Annotated in this window: 20 protein-coding genes; 11 read left to right on the top strand and 9 right to left on the bottom strand. The window is 54.9% G+C overall.

Annotation, left to right across the window (positions count from 1 at the left end):
• Positions 1-486 precede the first annotated feature (486 nt).
• The 3 genes from C2U54_RS18445 to C2U54_RS18435 are packed head-to-tail and all read left to right on the top strand — an operon-like array spanning position 487 to position 1687.
• Positions 487-969: an Hcp family type VI secretion system effector gene (locus C2U54_RS18445; RefSeq protein ID WP_103179970.1), complete on the top strand. Its 483-nt coding sequence runs from the start codon at positions 487-489 to the stop codon at positions 967-969.
• Positions 966-1442, top strand: coding sequence for a DUF2778 domain-containing protein (locus C2U54_RS18440; RefSeq protein WP_103179969.1), 477 nt, complete (start codon positions 966-968; stop codon positions 1440-1442). Before C2U54_RS18445 ends, C2U54_RS18440 begins: the two co-directional genes overlap by 4 nt.
• A gap of 2 nt (positions 1443-1444) precedes the next feature.
• Entirely contained in the window at positions 1445-1687 is a 243-nt protein-coding gene (locus tag C2U54_RS18435) for a hypothetical protein (RefSeq protein WP_103179968.1), read from the top strand.
• Between the two features lie 55 nt (positions 1688-1742).
• Here C2U54_RS18435 and C2U54_RS18430 read toward each other — a convergent pair whose 3' ends face one another.
• A complete protein-coding gene (locus C2U54_RS18430) occupies positions 1743-2198 on the bottom strand; it encodes a hypothetical protein (RefSeq protein ID WP_103179967.1) in 456 nt (151 codons plus the stop codon).
• 394 nt (positions 2199-2592) lie between these two features.
• Here C2U54_RS18430 and C2U54_RS18425 point away from each other — a divergent pair, with 394 nt between their 5' ends.
• The 3 genes from C2U54_RS18425 (at position 2593) to C2U54_RS18415 (ending at position 4834) form a co-directional block, all read left to right on the top strand.
• The gene (locus C2U54_RS18425; protein WP_158251034.1) at positions 2593-3660 is read left to right on the top strand and encodes an FUSC family protein; all 1068 of its coding nucleotides are present in this window, start codon (positions 2593-2595) and stop codon (positions 3658-3660) included.
• A 114-nt stretch (positions 3661-3774) separates the two neighbouring features.
• On the top strand, positions 3775-4509 hold the full coding sequence (locus C2U54_RS18420) for an AzlC family ABC transporter permease (RefSeq protein WP_103179965.1): 735 nt from the start codon (positions 3775-3777) through the stop codon (positions 4507-4509).
• A 1-nt stretch (position 4510) separates the two neighbouring features.
• Positions 4511-4834 carry an AzlD domain-containing protein gene (locus C2U54_RS18415; RefSeq protein WP_103179964.1) on the top strand — a complete coding sequence of 108 codons (324 nt, stop codon included), beginning with the start codon at positions 4511-4513 and terminating at the stop codon, positions 4832-4834.
• A 61-nt stretch (positions 4835-4895) separates the two neighbouring features.
• Here the strand turns inward: C2U54_RS18415 and C2U54_RS27310 are convergent, their stop codons facing one another.
• Complete coding sequence (locus C2U54_RS27310; protein WP_156239058.1) at positions 4896-5150, bottom strand: hypothetical protein; 255 nt, start codon at positions 5148-5150, stop codon at positions 4896-4898.
• A 235-nt stretch (positions 5151-5385) separates the two neighbouring features.
• Positions 5386-5667 carry a hypothetical protein gene (locus tag C2U54_RS27780; RefSeq protein ID WP_233210457.1) on the bottom strand — a complete coding sequence of 94 codons (282 nt, stop codon included), beginning with the start codon at positions 5665-5667 and terminating at the stop codon, positions 5386-5388.
• A 245-nt stretch (positions 5668-5912) separates the two neighbouring features.
• On the opposite strand from C2U54_RS27780, the gene C2U54_RS18405 reads away from it, so the two are divergent.
• Positions 5913-6314 (top strand): YybH family protein, encoded by a 402-nt coding sequence (locus C2U54_RS18405; protein WP_103179963.1) that lies wholly within the window; start codon positions 5913-5915, stop codon positions 6312-6314.
• A 90-nt stretch (positions 6315-6404) separates the two neighbouring features.
• Here the strand turns inward: C2U54_RS18405 and C2U54_RS18400 are convergent, their stop codons facing one another.
• The gene (locus C2U54_RS18400) at positions 6405-8678 is read right to left on the bottom strand and encodes an FdhF/YdeP family oxidoreductase (RefSeq protein ID WP_103179962.1); all 2274 of its coding nucleotides are present in this window, start codon (positions 8676-8678) and stop codon (positions 6405-6407) included.
• Between the two features lie 296 nt (positions 8679-8974).
• Here C2U54_RS18400 and C2U54_RS18395 point away from each other — a divergent pair, with 296 nt between their 5' ends.
• The gene (locus C2U54_RS18395) at positions 8975-10360 is read left to right on the top strand and encodes a purine-cytosine permease family protein (RefSeq protein WP_168192055.1); all 1386 of its coding nucleotides are present in this window, start codon (positions 8975-8977) and stop codon (positions 10358-10360) included.
• 45 nt (positions 10361-10405) lie between these two features.
• On the opposite strand, the gene C2U54_RS18390 is transcribed toward C2U54_RS18395, so the two are convergent.
• Entirely contained in the window at positions 10406-10801 is a 396-nt protein-coding gene (locus C2U54_RS18390; protein ID WP_103179960.1) for a rhodanese-like domain-containing protein, read from the bottom strand.
• A 108-nt stretch (positions 10802-10909) separates the two neighbouring features.
• On the opposite strand from C2U54_RS18390, the gene ftrA reads away from it, so the two are divergent.
• Positions 10910-11875, top strand: a complete 966-nt coding sequence (gene ftrA, locus C2U54_RS18385) for a transcriptional regulator FtrA (RefSeq protein ID WP_103179959.1) — start codon at positions 10910-10912, stop codon at positions 11873-11875.
• 114 nt (positions 11876-11989) lie between these two features.
• On the opposite strand, the gene ychF is transcribed toward ftrA, so the two are convergent.
• Together ychF and pth are read right to left on the bottom strand one after the other, a co-directional pair.
• On the bottom strand, positions 11990-13084 hold the full coding sequence (ychF, locus tag C2U54_RS18380) for a redox-regulated ATPase YchF (protein ID WP_103179958.1): 1095 nt from the start codon (positions 13082-13084) through the stop codon (positions 11990-11992).
• A gap of 126 nt (positions 13085-13210) precedes the next feature.
• A complete protein-coding gene (gene pth, locus C2U54_RS18375; protein WP_103179957.1) occupies positions 13211-13795 on the bottom strand; it encodes an aminoacyl-tRNA hydrolase in 585 nt (194 codons plus the stop codon).
• Positions 13796-14069: 274 nt separating this feature from the next.
• On the opposite strand from pth, the gene ychH reads away from it, so the two are divergent.
• The gene (ychH, locus tag C2U54_RS18370; RefSeq protein ID WP_103179956.1) at positions 14070-14345 is read left to right on the top strand and encodes a stress-induced protein YchH; all 276 of its coding nucleotides are present in this window, start codon (positions 14070-14072) and stop codon (positions 14343-14345) included.
• A gap of 117 nt (positions 14346-14462) precedes the next feature.
• On the top strand, positions 14463-15506 hold the full coding sequence (locus C2U54_RS18365; RefSeq protein WP_103179955.1) for a MerR family transcriptional regulator: 1044 nt from the start codon (positions 14463-14465) through the stop codon (positions 15504-15506).
• Here C2U54_RS18365 and dauA read toward each other — a convergent pair.
• The gene (dauA, locus tag C2U54_RS18360; RefSeq protein ID WP_168192026.1) at positions 15492-17168 is read right to left on the bottom strand and encodes a C4-dicarboxylic acid transporter DauA; all 1677 of its coding nucleotides are present in this window, start codon (positions 17166-17168) and stop codon (positions 15492-15494) included. The two genes, C2U54_RS18365 and dauA, sit on opposite strands and share 15 nt — an antisense overlap.
• A gap of 120 nt (positions 17169-17288) precedes the next feature.
• Entirely contained in the window at positions 17289-18236 is a 948-nt protein-coding gene (gene prs / locus C2U54_RS18355) for a ribose-phosphate diphosphokinase (protein ID WP_003856663.1), read from the bottom strand.
• Between the last annotated feature and the right edge of the window lie 99 nt (positions 18237-18335).

Below are 18335 nucleotides of genomic sequence, written 5' to 3'. Positions count from 1 at the left end.
ATAACAGGTATTGTCCTTGCTCAAAATTAATCCAGTGCCATCTAATTTATGACGCTCATCACAGAAACGCTGCCAGAGGCATGAGTGATTAACAAGACAAAACGGTTAGCTTTAGGCAGCTGATGTTCAGCCTCCAGGAACGTAGTTTTAACATGATGAGTGTTGTTATAACATGTTAATTGTCTCGGTGTAGTACGATGTATTGTGTCTGCATATGGATGTGTTGTAATACTTACACTTTACTATTGGTGGTACTGCGCACAGTAAGCTTGAAGATACTGGTTTTGGTGCTAAGCAAAACATAATGAATAGATGTTAACATTTATAAAATATATTATTTAAATAATACTCATAAGCTAGCCAATTACTTTGTCGAGGTTTTAGGTTTTTGACATTTGACAATCTACACAGTTAATTAATCTATATACCGTCGAAAATAACCATATTATAATTATGGTTTCTAAGGTCAAATGGAGATTAAAGATCATGGCTATTCCAGCTTACTTATGGCTTAAAGATGACGGTGGGGCAGATATTAAAGGTTCTGTAGATGTAAGGGCTCGAGAGGGCAGCATTGAGATTCATAGTTTCGCGCATGGTCTACATCTACCCACAGATAACATGACGGGTAAAATTACAGGAACTCGAGTGCATAGTGCATTAACCTTCGAAAAGGAATTCGATTCATCAAGTCCCTACTTGTACAAGGCAGTAGCGAAAGGCCAGACGCTAAAAAGTGCCGAATTTAAGTGGTATCACATCAACGATGCCGGGCAGGAAGTTGAATACTTCAACATGCTGCTGGAAGGTGTCAAAGTCGTCTCGGTCTGTCCTCTGATGCATAACTGCAAAAATGCCAGCACCGAAAAACATAATCATCTTGAATCTGTTTCGCTCCGCTATGAAAAGATTACATGGAAGCACTGCGACGGAAATATCATGTTTACTGATGCGTGGAACGACCGATGATTCATTGTACCTTTCGGCTTAACGGCAATGCTTTGTCTAATCTGAGCTGTCCGGGTATTGGTTTTTTCCCTGCGTATTCGGGTAATACAGGACAGCACCGGAATAATCCTGATTCAGTTGCCATAAAGGATATTGGTCCACTGCCGCCGGGTAAATATTATATTGTTGACCGGCCCCGTAGCTTAAGTACACGCGTAAAAGATGTTTTTGCAACGCAAGTGACGGGCTCTGATCACTCAATATGGTTCGCTCTGTATCGCGTAGATGGGAATATCGATGATCACACATTTATTGAACAAGTGGAAAGAGGGAACTTCAGACTTCATCCTGCAGGATATAAAGGGATCAGTAACGGCTGCATTACGCTTCCTTCTCGTTGTCATTTTGCAGTACTACGGGAAGCACTCCTAAGAACCCCTACAGTGATGGTATCCGCATCACTTAACGCTTACGGCACTATTCAGGTGTATTAACGATGACGCCAGCGAAACACGCAGGTTTATGGCTTATTCAATTCTTGTCATTTCTCGTGATTTTTTCAGCATTTTACCTGCTCCTGCCTGAAGTATATTTGTTCAAGCGCTTCAGCGATCGGTTTGGATTTATTACCGAGCAGGCGTGGAATGATTTATTCATGTTATCCGTTCTCACTGCGTCAGTAATCATCAATACACTATTGATTTTCACTGTCGCCAGGATGAAAGAAAGACACCTATAACCAGCACAAACCCGGTCTTACTGACCGGGTTATGTGCCCAGACGTTCAGCAGCGCTTAGTGCGCCGTAATATACCGCTCCTTCACAAACTCCGCCAACAACCACACCATATCATGCAGCAAACCTGTTAATTCCTTCGTTACGCCAGGCGGCAGAGTGCCTGCCAGCAGCGCCTCTGTTAACGCCAGCGCATAATCCACCTGTAACGCGGTTTCCTGCCAGCAATCCGGTACGCAGGAGGCGACTTTCTCCCCCACGATAAGCTGTGCGACCAGGTACGGCGGCAGATCGGCATCGCAGAGTTCTCGCAGCTGGCGAAGGCCATGCAGTAAACGCTCACAAAGCGCACTGAATATAGCTGCGTCGTCAGTTTCAACCAGCACGCTCACCAGTGCGGCGCAATGTTCGGCGGTCTCGAAGAGATCCGCATCAGCCGGAAAGGGCAGGGCGGTAAGTTGATGAATAACGCTTTCGTCAGATGGGGTATAATACAGATTAGAGAGAGTTGTCATGTCGTGTTCCTTTTTAAAAATCTCCTCACCATCCCATGAGTTCCTACGCTCATGAGTGGTAGCGCTGACGGAGGTAGGAATGCCGTACACGACAAAAACGGCCAGCCTCGCGGCTGCTCCGCCAGCGCCACCGTGATTTTAACGGGATGAGCGCTGTCGCGACAAAAAATATTGTCGTGTCGTGAAAGTACGGGTTCCTACGCCCGATTGCGGATGTGCCGCAACGCAGTCACTCTACGACGCCGATCCCCTGATAAAAAGAGTTAACCCCGAATTACATAAGGTTACTTGAGACTTTGCGAGGCGGCTTCCAGAAAGGTCATACCGGGTGATTTGCTTGCCCTGTGCGGATAACTACACTCCCTTTTAGCCACATAAATAGAGGGAGAAGATCGTGAACATCAGCTTTCATTCACCGACCGCTCAACTCAAAAATTGGCAAAGTCGTCTGGCTGCAGCAACGCTGAAAGAATTATTCGCAATTCAGGTCATCTCAGCCGTGTTGGTGTCGGTGCTGTTGTCCGATCTGGCGGGTTTTGATTACTCTGGCTGGGCAGCACTGAGTAGCTATGCGGTGATGAATAATTCAGTGAAGGCCTCCATGGTTCGGGCGTTTAACCGGGTGACAGGAACCGTGCTGGGCGGTGTGCTGGCACTCTTGCTTACCACGTATCTCGTCCAGGACTCGGCGTTTCTGGTCCTGTTCTGCGCAGTTGTCGGGGGCGTGGCGGTATGGCAAGCGGACATCTCCCGCTGGTCCTATTCCTGGGTGCTGGGGGCGGTCACATCCATGATGGTGATGGCTGAAGCGCAGAAGAACAGTGAGCTGCGTCATCTGTTACGTTTTACGTTTAACCGTATCGAAGAGGTGGTGTTGGGTTGCGTAGTTTGCATTGCGATTACTTTGCTCTTTTATCCGTTAAACCGGCGCAGACAGGTTGCACCGCCGCATCAGGAGAGTCACCCTGAGCCAGCTCATCGACCGCTATTGCCCCTGCAGGCCGGGATTACACTATTACTGGTGACGCCGATATTGCTCGTTTTCCAGCTGACGGGATTCTGGCAGGCGATGGTTTCAGTGCTGGCGGTCTTTATTCTTCCTGCCTCGACTCAGCCCCTACAACAGCAGATCGGCCAGCGAATGCAGCAACGTTTATACGGGTGCATGGCCGCTACATTGCTGAGTTTTATCCTTTTACCTCTCATGCATCATTATCCCCCGGTGTATATAGCAATACTGGTCGCGGGATTATGGCTGGGGTGTCATCTGCAACAGGGAAAATCTTCCATCAGTTATTTCGGACGTCAGTTTACTGTGGCCTGGATCATCGTTTTTATACAGGATACGTTATGGCTGGCCGAGCCGATCCAGGCCGTTATGCGCTGTGCCAGCATACTGATCGCCATTATTTTCATTAGCATTGTTATGGTGGTATTTCGCTCGCTAAAACTAAGCGTCTGAATTCTCTGGCTCCCACAACCTGAATAAATTTCACGGCTAAGCAGTATTTTACTATAGCGTTTGCTGTTGATTCTTAAGATAGTTATTGAGCTAAGTAATATAAGGGAAGAAACGATGTTGATGAAAATAAATACCGGACATCCCGCGTCCGTCACGGACGAATTTCGGGCCGGTATTGCTGCCTGTCTCCCCACCATTGCAGGCTACTGGAGCATTGGCTTTGCGGCGGGGGCGATAGGCACGCTCTCCGGGTTTACCACCGGGCAAATCGCGCTGTTGGCGAGCGCCCTCTACGCCGGTTCGGCGCAGTTCTTGTTTTACTCACTCTGGGCCGCAGGGGCGGAAATGGCCTCCGTGGTGCTGAGCGTGCTGCTGGTCAACCTGCGCTACCTGCTGATGAGCTCCTCCATGAGCGTTTTTTTTCGTGACTACACCACCCTGCAGAAAGTGGTCAGCGGGCTGTTGCTGACCGACGAAACCTTTGGCGTGGCGGTGCAGCGCGCCAGCCCGCAGGGCAAAATCAGCTACCCCTGGATGCTGGGGCTGAATATTACCGCCTGGCTGAACTGGATCATCGCCTGTGTGGCCGGAGCATGGCTGGCAACCACGCTGCCCGCCTCGCTGATGGAGGGGCTGGGCTTCAGCCTGGTGTCGATGTTTATCGGCCTGATCCTGATGATGTGGTTTGCCAGCCGCAGGAAGATCCTCGAAACCATCAATATTGTCGTCGCGGTGGCGATCACACTGCTGACTGCCGGGAGTAGCTCGCTCAGTCTGGTGGTCATTTTGGCCGCATCCCTGGCCGCCACGCTGGCGACGCTGCTGTTACGCGCCCGGAAAGGAAAATAAGATGGAAAGAAATATTCTGCTGGCGATCCTCGCCTCGGCGCTGGTCACTGCCCTGATGCGTACCGTGCCGGTTTTGTTGTTATCCCGTTTTCGGCTGCCGGAGGTGTTGCTGCAGTGGCTGAGCTTTATCCCCACCGCCATCATGGCCGCCCTGGTTGCCGCCGAACTGATGAGTAAACCTGCAATGACAGATTCGGGGATCAGCATCTCGCTGCTGGCGGCGGCGTTTGCCACTCTGGTGGGCATTCTTACCCGCGGACTCTTTGCCACGGTGATCGCGGGAGTGGTAGCGTTTTGCGCGGCGGGGTATTTTTTAGGCACTTAATCTGCAAAAAATAAGGCCCGATTGTTGGGCCTGTTGCTGGAAGCTACGCTCAGATGTCGGGTTATTCTCGCCCAGATGATGCATTAAGTTTTTTGCGAAGCAGGGTGGCAGAAGATCGTTTTTTAACTGCAGCCAGTTCGGCTTTAAGATCGTGAATATATGCCTCTGCACTGATGCCATGAGTGTGCAACTCCGCAGATGCTAATGCCTGAAATACTCTCTTTTCCCTGTCACCAGGGGCAAGAAGCGCGGAATGTTCGTGCTTATTGCAATACGACATAGCAGGCTCTCCCTTCTGTAACTCTCTTGTAGGCATGGACATCTCCCTGTATCAGTGGTCGCGGCGTTCTTTTTGGCAACCCTGTGTGCGGATTGTAGCGCGGTACATTTTTTAACCCAAGCAGAACGTCATAGATCTCTTCCAGAGAGGTGCGGCGCCCCTTATCCACCACGCCTCCAGAAGCCGCCTGAAAAACAAATCCCCCGATGTGAAGTTTCTCTGCGTGAGCGATTAAGGCCAGGGGAAACTGATTGCAAAACAACAGCGCTGCCTAATCCTTTGAATTTAATATGACGAAAATCAGCCAGGCCCCCCATACCGTCGAAAGTATCAAAAAGACTTCTGCCATTCCATTGATCGGGAATGGAATGGCTGGCGGCATTTCATATCCGATCCGAGTAAATGTCGCTTCATCTAACAGACTGCCCACAATCACGGTATATACCTCGTGACCAGCAACAAAGACGTAGCTGTGATGAACCCGATGATCGTAGACGAATCTTTTTCTCCTCATACCATAATCGTCAAGAAAAACCTCTTCTTCTATACGCACTTATTGCTCCCTGCATACAACGCCTGATAGTTCCCTGGCACAATGGCAAATGTGCCGCAATGCGGTCACTTTATGACCGTGATTGAAGTATGAAAACCCACAACCGGGTATTACATGGATTTACTTTTAGCTTTGCGAGACCTCTTCCAGAAAGGCCAGCCGGACACTTTCGCTTGCCCGGCCAACACTTTGCGCCGACGGGTGATACAGTGAATAGAGGCAATCACTGAACAGGGAGTATGCACATGTACGAACACCCGCTTCGCAATATCATTAAGGCGTGTGACAGGGCGATCTTAGCCAAAGATTTTGATTCGCTGATGGAGCACTACGCCGACGACGCCGCGCTGGTGGTTAAGCCCGGTATGATCGTTAAAGGTAAAGACAATATCCGCAGCGCCTTTATTTCCATTTCTGATTATTTCCAGGATCAGCTCGTTGTGAAGCAGGGCGATATCCAGATCATTGAAGGCGGAGGAGATGCGCTGGTGATCATGGAATCCCAGCTTTTTTACCCGGATGAACAGGGCGCTACAACAGAGATCACCCGGCGTGCAACCTATGTATTCCGTCTGGAAAATGACCGCTGGCTGTGCACCATCGACAATTCCTACGGAACGTCAGTGTTAGATGCTGAACCCACCTGACCTTTTTATTTGCTGACCGGCGTCAAACTGAACAGAGAGAGCATCACCGATCCGGGCAACACACCGGATCGGTGACGGCGTGAGAAGAGATTAGAGGGCGCGGATCTCCTTTGAGCGCAGACTCAGGCGGACGGGCACTGATTTGTACGACGGCGTACCGCTCTCTTTATCGAGATAATCCAGCGGTACCAGCACGTTCGCTTCCGGGTAGTAGCCAGCAACCGTGCCAGGGGCAATGCTGTAGGCCACCACGGTGATGTCATCCAGACGCTGCTGTGAGCCGGGGAGGGCGGTATGAATATCTACCCGATCGCCATGCTCCAGCCCCAACTGCTGCATATCCTCTTCGTTCATAAACAGCACGTCGCGCCGGCCGAACACGCCGCGATAGCGGTCATCCAGGGCATAGATGGTGGTGTTGTACTGGTCGTGACTACGCAGTGTAACCAGACGCAGCACGCGCTCACCTTCGCCCGGACTGTTCTCGCTCACACCCTCAAACAGCGAAAACATCGCCTTGCCGCTGGCGGTGGGCCAGACGCGCTCCGTGGGCGGCAGCGGCATACGAAATCCGCCCGGCACCCGGATGCGGGCGTTGAAATTTTCAAAGCCCGGCAGCGTCTGCTCGATAGCGTCGCGAATGCGGTCGTAATCCTCCACCAGACCCAGCCAGTCGGTTTTGCTGTGGAGCAGGGTGGCGTGGGCGATCCCGGCGACAATGGCGGGTTCCGAGCGTAGCCAGGGAGAGGCCGGTTTGAGCTTGCCGCGGGAGGCATGCACCATCGACATCGAGTCTTCCACGGTGATTGACTGCTGGCCGCTCTGCTGCATATCCAGTTCGGTGCGCCCCAGGCAGGGGAGAAGATATGTCTCTTTCCCGACCAGCAGGTGGGTGCGGTTCAGCTTGGTAGCGACATGTACGCTGAGATCGAGACGTTTCAGCGCCGCAAACGCCCTGTCGTGATCGGGCATCGCTACCGCAAAATTTCCCCCGAGGCAGAGGAGCGCTTTGGCCTCGCCGTTAATCATCGCCTGCGCCGCCTGTACCGCGTCGTGGCCGTGGGTGGCTGGTGGGGTAAAACCGAACACCGTGCCCAGCCGGTCCAGAAAGGCCGCGGTCGGTTTTTCGGTGATCCCCACGGTGCGGTTGCCCTGCACGTTGGAGTGGCCGCGTAACGGACAGATGCCCGCGCCGGGCTTGCCAAAATTGCCGCGCAGCAGCAGGAGGTCGGCGATCAAACGCACATTGGCGGTACCCTTGTTATGCTGGGTGATCCCCATGCCGTAGGTGATGATGGTGGCGCTGGACTTAGCGTAGAGGCGCGCCACGTTCTCCAGATCGGCGCGCTTCAGGCCAGACTCGCGCTCGATGGCCTCCCAGCTCGTGGCGGCGATATCGGCGGCAAAGTCGGCAAACCCCTGGGTGTGGCTGGCGATAAAGTCATGATCCAGCGCATCCAGCACCAGCAGATGTTTTGCGATACCTTTTAACGCCGCGGCGTCGCCCCCGGCTTTAACCTGATAGTACGTCGAGGCGATATCGGTGGCGCTGTATGTCGCCATCTCTCTGACATTTTGCGGATCGGCGAAGCGCTCCAGCGCCGTTTCGCGCAGCGGGTTAAAAACGATAATCGGCACGCCCCGGCGGGAGAGCTCGTGCAGGGTGCCCATCATCCGTGGATGGTTGGTGCCCGGGTTATGGCCGATGGAGATCACCAGCTCAGTATGGTCGAAATCCTCCAGCGAGACGGTGCCTTTGCCAATCCCGATGGAGCGGGGCAGGCCGACGCTGGTGGCCTGGTGGCACATATTAGAGCAGTCGGGGAAATTATTGGTGCCCAGCTGGCGGGCAAACAGCTGATACAGGAAGGCGGCTTCGTTTGACGCGCGCCCGGAGGTGTAAAACTCCACCTCATCCGGGGCCAGCCCGCGCAGCACTTCGCCGATACGGGCAAAGGCTTCGTCCCACGCCACCGGGCGAAGGGTGTCGCTCTGCGGATCGTATTTCATGGGATGGGTCAGGCGCCCATAGCCTTCCAGCTCAAAATCACTTTTTGACCACAGGGTACTGACGGTGTGCTCAGCGAAAAATTCCGGGGTGACACGCTTTGTGGTCGCTTCCCAGGTCACCGCCTTGGCGCCGTTCTCGCAAAACTGAAAGGTGGATTTGTGTTCTTTGTCGGGCCAGGCGCAGCCCGGGCAGTCGAAGCCGTCGGGCTGGTTGGTGCGCAGCAGCGTGGCGGGAGCGTCAAAGGTGTCCATCTGCGTACGCACGGCAATCGCCGTGGCTTTTAAGGCTCCCCAGCCCCCCGCAGGGCCGGCGTAATGGCGAATGCCGGGTACCGCTCGTCTGTTATTGCTCATCTGCACTCCTGTCTTAAGCGGGTATATGTGATGGCGATGCCTGATTTGACTGTCGATCGAAACCCATCTCAATCACATATAGTTTTCATGTTAATTACAAATTATTCACAGTTCAGTTCACAAATCCACCATCAGATGCGTGTGGGTGGATGTCAATGGTTGTATATACATGTTCTGTCATATAGCGTTGCATAGGTATAGCAGGGTTTCTGACGGGCATTAATCATCCACTCAGAGAGGAAACTATGTCGTCTTTTTCATCTTCAGAAGCGCAGTCAAAGCGCGGCGGGACGCGAATATCGGAAACACGATCCATCGATTACATCCCGGATAATGAACGGCACGGCCACCCCTTCAGTCAGTTTACGCTGTGGTTTGGCGGCAATCTGCAGATCACCGCCATTGTGACCGGGGCGCTGGCAGTGGTGCTGGGCGGGGATGTGGTGTGGTCCATCATTGGCCTGCTGGTGGGGCAGGTGCTGGGCGCGGTGGTAATGTCATTTCATGCCCTGCAGGGACCGCGCCTCGGTCTGCCGCAGATGATCATCAGTCGCGCCCAGTTTGGTGTGCTGGGTGCGGTGATCCCGCTGGCGCTGGTCTGCGTGATGTATGTCGGCTTCTCCGCCAGCGGGACGGTACTGGCCGGACAGGCGATGGCCAGGCTGCTGTCGATCTCGAACGTGGCCGGTATGATCCTGTTCAGCGCGATCATTATCGTGATTGCGGTGCTGGGATATAAGGTGATCCACAAGCTCGGCAAGGTAGCGAGCGTGGTGGGGGTGCTGGCGTTTGTCTATCTGTTTATCGCTCTGCTGATCGCCAGCGATGTGGGCGCTGTGATGCAGAATAACCACTTCTCGATGCCGATGTTCCTGCTGGCGGTATCGCTCTCCTCCTCATGGCAGATCGCCTTTTGTCCCTACGTCTCCGACTATTCCCGCTATCTGCCGCGCGACGTCTCAGGGGTGAAGACCTTCCTCTCCGTCTTCAGCGGTACGGTGCTGGGCACCCAGGCGTCCATGACGCTCGGGGTGATCACCGCGGCAATCGCCGGCAGCGCCTTCAAGGGACATGAGGTGAGTTACATCGTCGGACTGGGTAAAAGCGAGGCGATGGCGATGGTGATCTACTTTGCGATCTGCTTTGGCAAAATCACCTTTACCACCCTCAACGCCTACGGCAGTTTTATGTCCCTGACCACCATTGTCTCGGGCTTTCGCCGGCAGACGACGCTGAACCAGAAAAGCCGTGTGACCTTTGTGGTACTGATGGTGGCCCTTTCGTGCGTGATTGCGCTGCTGAGCGAACCGGCGTTCCTGAAGCACTTCACCCATTTCCTGCTGTTCCTGTTGGCCTTTTTCGTACCGTGGAGCGCCATCAGCCTGACCGATTACTTTATTATCTCCCGTAAAGCGGTAGATATTCCGGCGCTGTTCGATTCCCGTGGTCGCTACGGGCACTGGAACATGTTTGCCATCAGCGTCTATGTTGTTGGCGTGTTGATCCAGCTGCCGTTTATTGAAAACCCGCTCTACCACGGCTCGCTGACCTGGCTGTTTGCCGACAACGATGTCTCGTGGGTGATTGGCTGGTTCTGTACCGCAGCGCTCTATTATAGCTTGCGGCGTTTTGATCGGCGGGTGCTGCCGACAGAGACGATCTATCCGGCGTCGGGCAGGTGAAAGAGGTGTCAGCGATCCCGCAGGTCAGACGGGATCGCGGCTCTTTTACTGGGGGTTAAAAGCAAAACCTTCGTCGGCCCAGCCGGTCATTCCGCCAATCATAATTTTCACCGGGCGGCCCATCTGCGCCAGCTTCAGCGCGGCGCGATCCGCACCGTTGCAGTGCGGCCCGGCGCAATAGACCACAAACACTGTATCGGAGGGCCACTCCGCCATTCTTTGCTCGGTCATATCGCGATGTCGCAGGTGCAGCGCCCCAGGAATATGACGGCGGGCGAATGCCTCCGGGCTACCGACCACATGCAGCAACACAAAATCGACATTACCCTCTTTAAACGCGGTATGCACATCGTCACAGTCTGTTTCCACGCTCAGTCGCTGTAAAAAATGGTTTGCTGCGACATCTGGCGACGCAGCAGGATAATCAGTTACATAGCTCATAAACACCTCCAGGAATGAGCCTTTACTCTACGGCGGAGACGCGGCTTTGACAGCTGGCAGAAATGCCAGATAACATCAAGATCATGACAAAACCCATTGAGTGTGGTGATGAATAATCCTCTGGTGGTTGTACTGGCCTATGACGGCCTCTGTACCTTTGAATTCGGTATTGCCGTCGAAATTTTCGCGCTGCCCCGCCCCGAGATGGGCGAGAAGTGGTATCGCTTTGCGGTGGCGGGCGTTGATCCGGGTGAGTTACGCGCAACGGGCGGCTTCAGGTTGGTGGTGGATGGCGGGCTGGAGCTGCTGAGTGAGGCCGGAACGATCATCGTGCCCGGCTGGCGGGGGGCCGAAGTTCCGGTGCCCGCCGCGCTGTGCGAGCAGCTTGTCGCGGCACATCAACGTGGGGCGAGGATCCTCTCTATCTGTTCCGGAGTCTTTGTGCTGGCCGCCGCAGGGTTACTCGACAACCGGCAGGCGACCACCCACTGGCGTTATACCGACCTGCTGCAACAGCGTTATCCCGCCATCAAGGTCACACCTGACGTGCTGTATATTGATAACGGTGATGTATTGACCTCCGCAGGCAGCGCGGCGGGTATCGATCTTTGTCTGCACCTGGTGCGCCGGGATTATGGCAGCGTGGCGGCCAACCGCGTCGCGCGTCGGCTGGTGGTGTCGCCCCATCGCGACGGCGGCCAGGCTCAGTTTATTCAGCAGGCGGTGCCTGTCGCCTATGAAGGCCATCGCCTTGGGGCACTCTTCGACTACCTGTACGCCAGACTTGCCGAGCCGCATACCGTTGAGTCGCTGGCAAAATTTGTCGGGATGAGCCCGCGTACCTTTTTGCGCCGTTTCACCGCCACCACCGGCAAAACGCCCGCCCAGTGGTTGCTCCACGCCCGCCTGAGCCGCAGCCAGGATTTGCTGGAGAATAGCCAGTTGTCGATTGAGCGTATCGCGGAGGAGGTGGGGTTTGGCAGCGTGGCGACGATGCGTCATCACTTCAAAAATCAGCTGTCGACGACGCCTGCGGCATACAGGAAGGGGTTTTACACTTCAGCAGAGCAATAATGGGCAAGGTTGTTTAATGATTCTCCAGGCGAGACAACGTGCCTTTGATAAAAAAATCCACGCCATGGCGTGGATTTTTTCAGGTCAGTTAACGCATCCGCAGATGCATGACCCTTAAACGTTAAACAGGAAGTTCATCACATCGCCATCTTTAACGATGTAGTCTTTCCCTTCTGCACGCATCTTGCCGGCTTCTTTCGCACCTTGCTCACCCTTGTAGGTAATAAAGTCTTCAAAGGCGATGGTCTGGGCACGGATAAAGCCTTTTTCAAAGTCGGTGTGGATTTTACCCGCCGCCTGTGGTGCCGTCGCGCCGACAGGGATAGTCCAGGCGCGCACTTCTTTCACGCCAGCGGTGAAGTAGGTCTGCAGGTTCAGCAGTTGGTAACCGGCGCGGATCACGCGGTTCAGACCTGGCTCTTCCAGACCCAGCTCAGCCATGAACTCTTCACGGTCGGCATCGTCCAGCTCGGCGATATCAGACTCAACAGCCGCACACACGGCCACGACCACAGAACCTTCCGCTGCTGCGATTTCACGCACTTTGTCCAGGTATGGGTTGTTTTCAAAACCGTCTTCATTGACGTTGGCAATGTACATGGTCGGCTTCAGGGTCAGGAAGCTCAGGTATTTGATCGCCGCTTTGTCTTCGTCAGTCAGGTTTTTCAGCGCGCGCAGCATGCCCGCGTTTTCGAGCTGTGGCAGACATTTTTCCAGCGCAGCCTGTTCCGCTTTCGCGTCTTTGTCGCCGCCTTTGGCTTTCTTCTGCACGCGCTGCAGGGCGCGCTCGCAGGTATCCAGGTCCGCCAGTGCCAGCTCGGTGTTGATCACCTCGATATCGTCAGCCGGGTCCACTTTGTTGTTCACGTGGATGATGTTGTCGTTCTCAAAGCAACGCACAACGTGGCCGATCGCTTCGGTTTCACGGATGTTGGTCAGGAACTGGTTACCCAGGCCTTCACCTTTCGAGGCGCCTTTTACCAGGCCCGCGATGTCCACGAACTCCATGGTGGTGGGCAGAATGCGCTGCGGCTTTACGATCTCCGCAAGCTGATCCAGACGCGGATCGGGCATAGGTACAACACCGGTGTTTGGCTCGATGGTACAGAACGGGAAGTTAGCCGCTTCGATGCCCGCCTTAGTCAGCGCGTTAAACAGGGTGGATTTGCCAACGTTAGGCAGACCAACGATACCGCATTTGAATCCCATTTCTGAATCACCTTAATATCTTGATATTCAACACGTTAACATTAACGAGTCGAAGAAAAGTAAATAACTACGCCTATTATACACGTAACCCGCAGCCTGCGGGGCAAAAAAGCCGTTTCGCGCCGGTTATTGCGCTTTGAAAGCGTGAAGACGGTTGGTGGCTTTAGTTAAACCATCCTGGAGCCAGATTTCGGTGCAACGCGCCGCTTCGTCTACCGCCTCGTCGATCAGTTTCTGCTCGGAAACCGGTGGCTTACCCAGGACAAAACCAACAACTTTGTTTTTATCGCCCGGATGACCAATCCCCACGCGTAAGCGATGGAAGTTAGGGTTATTGCCCAGTTTGCTGATGATGTCTTTTAAGCCGTTGTGCCCGCCGTGGCCGCCACCAAGTTTGAATTTTGCCACGCCCGGCGGCAGATCCAGTTCGTCGTGCGCCACCAGGATCTCATCCGGATTGATGCGATAAAAGGTCGCCATCGCGGCCACCGCTTTACCGCTTAAATTCATAAACGTCGTGGGCACCAGCAGACGCACATCGGCGCCAGCCAGGTTAACGCGAGAGGTAAACCCGTAGAATTTAGGTTCTTCACGCAGAGGGGCGCGTAACCGCTCGGCCAGCAGATCAACATACCAGGCGCCAGCATTATGGCGGGTGGCAGCATATTCCGCGCCGGGGTTAGCCAGGCCGACAATCAGTTTAATCGTCACGTTTTTATTCCTGAAAGTACTAAGTCTGGCGCGTAGTGTACTGTCTGCCGCGTCGGTTGACAAAATTCTGCTAAGCGACACGTAGAAACTGAATAATCCCGACGTTGAACCATTAGAATTTCATGCTACTCAAAGGCTTATTTGTAAAGTTTTGTTGCACCGAAGTAGATATTTGTGATCGTTGACGCAATCCGCAAAACGGGTGGTGTCTATACTTTACACACAAGGAATAGGGAGATTATTCCCTTACAACCCAAAGTTCCGGAGGTGCTATATGAAACGCAAAAACGCTTCGCTACTCGGTAACGTGTTGATGGGGTTGGGATTAGTCGTCATGGTTGTCGGCGTCGGTTATTCCATTTTAAACCAGCTTCCGCAACTTGACCTGCCACAATACTTCGCCCATGGCGCAGTGTTGAGCATCTTCCTGGGAGCGGTGCTCTGGCTGGCCGGGGCGCGCGTCAGCGGCCACGAACAGGTCTGCGACCGCTACTGGTGGGTGCGCCATTATGATAAACGCTGCCGTCGCGAACAGCATAAGCACAGCTAACCTGTGACAGCGCGAAAAGCGGTTTCTTCGGAAGCCGTTTTTTTTTGCCTTTTTTCTTGACCCTCACGTAACGTAAGGCACCAGAGTGACCGTGATGGCGAGATAAAAGGAGCAGCGATGTTAATTCAGGTTGGCCTGTTGGCGAAGAGAGCGGGGATCACCGTTCGGACATTACACCATTATGAGCAAACCGGCTTGCTGCTGCCCTCTGCCAGAAGTGCGGCAGGTTACCGTCTTTATACCCTCGCGGATGTACAGCGGCTACACCGTATCCAGGTGTTAGCCAGAGCGGGGCTGGAGCTTGCCGAAATTAAAGAGGTTCTCGATCGGGATCCGCGCTCCATGGTGGATCTCCTGGGCGCGCAAATCGCTCTGCTGGATAAACAGATGCGCAGCATTCAGACGCTGCGCGAGCAGCTCGTGAGTTTGCATAGCACGCTGGCCGCAGGCACCGAGCCCGATCTGGAATCCTGGTTACAGACGCTGGAGTTAATGACGATGTACGATCGCTGGTTCAGTAAAGAAGAGTTACAGGTATTACCGTTTGCGCAGCAGAGTGACGCCCTGGCAGAGATCTGGGCCGGGCTGGTGGCCGAAGCCCGCCGCATGCTGGCGGAAAAGGTGGACGTTGCCGACCCACGCGCTACCGGGCTGGCTACGCGTTGGATGACGCAGCTTGAGCAGGATACCGCAGGCAACCCCGACTTCCTGACCCGCCTGAATGAGATGCACAGCGTGGAGCCGCAAATGCGTGAGCAGACGGGGATCGACGCTGATATCCTCGATTTCATCACCCGGGCCTTCGCCGAGAGCAAGCTGGCTATCTGGCAGCGCTACCTGACGCCCGAGGAGATGGCGTTTACCCGTGCGCACTATTTTGATCGCATGATGGAGTGGCCGGCACTGGTGGCAAAACTTCATCAGGCAAGCCGGGAAGGGGTGCAGGCAGAGAGTCCGGAAGCACAGCGGCTGGCGGAAAACTGGCTGGCGCTGTTCCAGTCTTACGCAGGGGATAATCCTGCAACTCAGCAAAAATTCCGCGAGGCGATGCAGCAGGAGCCGCATCTGATGAAAGGGACCTGGATGACGCCTGCTGTGCTCGAGTGGCTTCAGCAGGCGATAGGCATCATGATGCAGCGCCGGATGTCACAGATCCGCTAACGCGGCCTCACGGTCAGGATAGAACGCCAGACGGCCCGCAATGGGCTGAACCCCTGCGCGCGCCATCGTGCGCAGGGGCTGGAATTCGAGATTGGTCACCCGCAGTTCACAGCCTTCCGGCAGACGTTGGACAAAACGCTGGAAGGCGTCCAGCCCGCCGGCATCCAGCACCGGGACCGCATCCCATTTCAGCACCACGACACGTTTCCCCGCAATGCGCGACTCCAGCTCGCTGAACAATCCTTCCGCGGCGGCAAAAAACAGCGGGCCGATGACTCGCAGCACCAGCACGTCGTCCGGGGTGGCGACATTGACGCTGGCCAGACGGGTCATACGGGCAATGCGACGCATAAACAGTAATGATGCCAGCACAATCCCGACGCTTATCGCAATGACCATGTCAAACAGTACCGTCAGCGACATGCAGATCAGCATTACGATGATGTCGTCTTTGGGGGCGCGGCGCAGCAGGTTGATGACTTTATGCGCCTCGCTCATGTTCCATGCCACCATCAGCAGCAGGGCGGCCATGGCCGAGAGCGGCAACCAGGAGAGCAAGGGCGCCAGCACCAGCAGGGCGAGGATCACCAGCACCGAATGGACCACCGCCGAGACCGGCGACGTGGCGCCCGCGCGCACGTTGGCCGCGGAACGGGCGATGGCCGCTGTGGCGGTAATGCCGCCGAAGAACGGGGCGATAATGTTGCCCAGCCCCTGGCCGACCAGTTCGCTGTTGGCTTTATGTTTGGTGCCGGTCATGCCGTCCAGCACCACGGCGCAGAGCAGCGACTCAATCGCCCCTAACATCGCCATCGAAAAAGCGGCTGGCAGCAGGGCGCGCAGGGAGTCCCAGCTTAAGGTAAAGCTGGAGCCGGGCAGATCCCACGGCAGCACCAGCTGGGGCAGAAGCTGCGGAATACCGTTACCCTGGGAGCCATCCGCCAGCACGTAGTGGAACTGCGAGCCGATAGTGGCGACATGGCCGCCCAGCAGATTGACTATCCCCATTACCGCGCAGCCCAGCAGCAGGGCGGGCAGGTGTCCTGGCAGGCGGATGCCCAGCCGTGGCCAGAGGATCAGCGTGCCCAGGGTCACCACGCCAATCGCCGCATCGCCCAGGTTTGTTGTCGGCAGCGCCATCGCCAGCGCCCCCACTTTTTGCAGGTAATGCTCCGGCACGTGGGCCATCTGTAAGCCCAGGAAGTCCTTAATCTGCATGGTGCCGATGGTGATGCCGATCCCGGAGGTGAAGCCCAGCGTGACGGAGAGGGGAATATACTCAATCAGCCGGCCAAAGCGCGCCAGACCGAACAGAATCAAAAATACCCCGGACATCAGGGTCGCCACCAGCAATCCGCCCAGACCAAACTGCTGAGAAACCGGATAGAGGATCACCACAAAGGCTGCGGTGGGCCCGGAGACGCTAAAGCGCGACCCACCGGTCAGGGCAATCACAATCCCGGCAACGGCGGCGGTGTAGAGGCCATACTGAGGCGCCACGCCGCTGCCAATGGCCAGCGCCATCGCCAATGGAATGGCAATAATGCCGACCGTAATGCCGGCGATAAGATCGCGGGTAAACCGCGACAGGGTATATTTCTCTTTCCAGCAGGCGTCGATGAGGGCGCGGAAGGGAAGAACATGAGAGGAAGCGTTTTTCACAATCATCATCCGTGTGCGCATCATCTGTCATATCAATGGCAGGTGAAGGAGGCATTAATCATACAAATACATCTTGCAGACAAAAAAACCCGCCGTAGCGGGTTTTCTGACTGCGTCCGATTAGTGTTCGAACATGGCAGAGATAGACTCTTCGTTGCTGATACGACGAATCGCTTCTGCCAGCATCCCGGAGAGGGTCAAAGTACGCACGTTTGGCAGCGCTTTGATCTCGTCGCTCAGTGGGATGGTGTCGCACACCACAACTTCATCAATAACGGAGTTGCGCAGGTTGTTCACGGCATTGCCGGAGAAGATCGGGTGAGTCGCGTAGGCGAACACGCGTTTAGCACCACGCTCTTTCAGCGCTTCGGCGGCTTTGCACAGAGTGCCGCCGGTGTCGATCATGTCGTCAACCAGCACGCAGTCACGGCCAGCAACGTCACCGATGATATGCATCACCTGAGAAACGTTAGCGCGCGGACGACGTTTATCGATGATCGCCATGTCGGTGTCATTCAGCAGTTTGGCGATAGCGCGAGCGCGAACCACGCCGCCGATGTCCGGAGAAACCACAATCGGGTTGTCCAGGTTCAGCTGCAGCATATCTTCCAGCAGGATTGGGCTGCCGAATACGTTATCAACCGGAACATCAAAGAAGCCCTGGATCTGCTCGGCATGCAGGTCAACCGTCAGAACGCGGTCAACACCCACGCTTGAGAGGAAGTCAGCAACAACTTTTGCGGTAATTGGCACACGTGCGGAACGGACGCGACGGTCCTGACGGGCATAGCCAAAGTAAGGAATAACAGCAGTGATACGGCCAGCGGAAGCACGGCGCAGGGCATCGACCATAACAACCAGTTCCATCAGGTTGTCGTTAGTTGGAGCACAGGTGGACTGGATGATGAAAATATCACCACCGCGTACATTTTCGTTAATTTGTACGCTGACTTCGCCATCGCTAAAGCGACCTACGGCGGCGTCGCCAAGAGAAGTGTACAGGCGGTTGGCAATACGTTGTGCTAGTTCCGGGGTGGCGTTACCAGCAAAAAGCTTCATATCAGGCACGAGAAGAACCTCAGGCATGCGTCCAGTGGTGGATAGTTCGCCGTAAACTGTGCGGGCCAGGCGAATGCTATCCAGGCGGTGTATTAAAGAGCGCGATGC

Origin of the sequence: Leclercia sp. LSNIH1 (assembly GCF_002902985.1) — a bacterium.
GTDB lineage: Bacteria > Pseudomonadota > Gammaproteobacteria > Enterobacterales > Enterobacteriaceae > Enterobacter.
Note: the sequence above shows the minus strand (reverse complement) of the source record. Positions and strands in the feature narration are given on the sequence as shown.

Excerpts from the sequence above, each read along its gene's own strand:
- C2U54_RS18445 (WP_103179970.1), top strand. The coding sequence starts at position 487 with ATGGCTATTCCAGCTTACTTATGGCTTAAAGATGACGGTGGGGCAGAT.
- C2U54_RS18440 (WP_103179969.1), top strand. The coding sequence starts at position 966 with ATGATTCATTGTACCTTTCGGCTTAACGGCAATGCTTTGTCTAATCTG.
- C2U54_RS18435 (WP_103179968.1), top strand. The coding sequence starts at position 1,445 with ATGACGCCAGCGAAACACGCAGGTTTATGGCTTATTCAATTCTTGTCA.
- C2U54_RS18430 (WP_103179967.1), bottom strand. The coding sequence starts at position 2,198 with ATGACAACTCTCTCTAATCTGTATTATACCCCATCTGACGAAAGCGTT.
- C2U54_RS18420 (WP_103179965.1), top strand. The coding sequence starts at position 3,775 with ATGTTGATGAAAATAAATACCGGACATCCCGCGTCCGTCACGGACGAA.
- C2U54_RS18415 (WP_103179964.1), top strand. The coding sequence starts at position 4,511 with ATGGAAAGAAATATTCTGCTGGCGATCCTCGCCTCGGCGCTGGTCACT.
- C2U54_RS27310 (WP_156239058.1), bottom strand. The coding sequence starts at position 5,150 with ATGCCTACAAGAGAGTTACAGAAGGGAGAGCCTGCTATGTCGTATTGC.
- C2U54_RS18405 (WP_103179963.1), top strand. The coding sequence starts at position 5,913 with ATGTACGAACACCCGCTTCGCAATATCATTAAGGCGTGTGACAGGGCG.
- C2U54_RS18400 (WP_103179962.1), bottom strand. The coding sequence starts at position 8,678 with ATGAGCAATAACAGACGAGCGGTACCCGGCATTCGCCATTACGCCGGC.
- C2U54_RS18390 (WP_103179960.1), bottom strand. The coding sequence starts at position 10,801 with ATGAGCTATGTAACTGATTATCCTGCTGCGTCGCCAGATGTCGCAGCA.
- ftrA (WP_103179959.1), top strand. The coding sequence starts at position 10,910 with ATGAATAATCCTCTGGTGGTTGTACTGGCCTATGACGGCCTCTGTACC.
- ychF (WP_103179958.1), bottom strand. The coding sequence starts at position 13,084 with ATGGGATTCAAATGCGGTATCGTTGGTCTGCCTAACGTTGGCAAATCC.
- ychH (WP_103179956.1), top strand. The coding sequence starts at position 14,070 with ATGAAACGCAAAAACGCTTCGCTACTCGGTAACGTGTTGATGGGGTTG.
- C2U54_RS18365 (WP_103179955.1), top strand. The coding sequence starts at position 14,463 with ATGTTAATTCAGGTTGGCCTGTTGGCGAAGAGAGCGGGGATCACCGTT.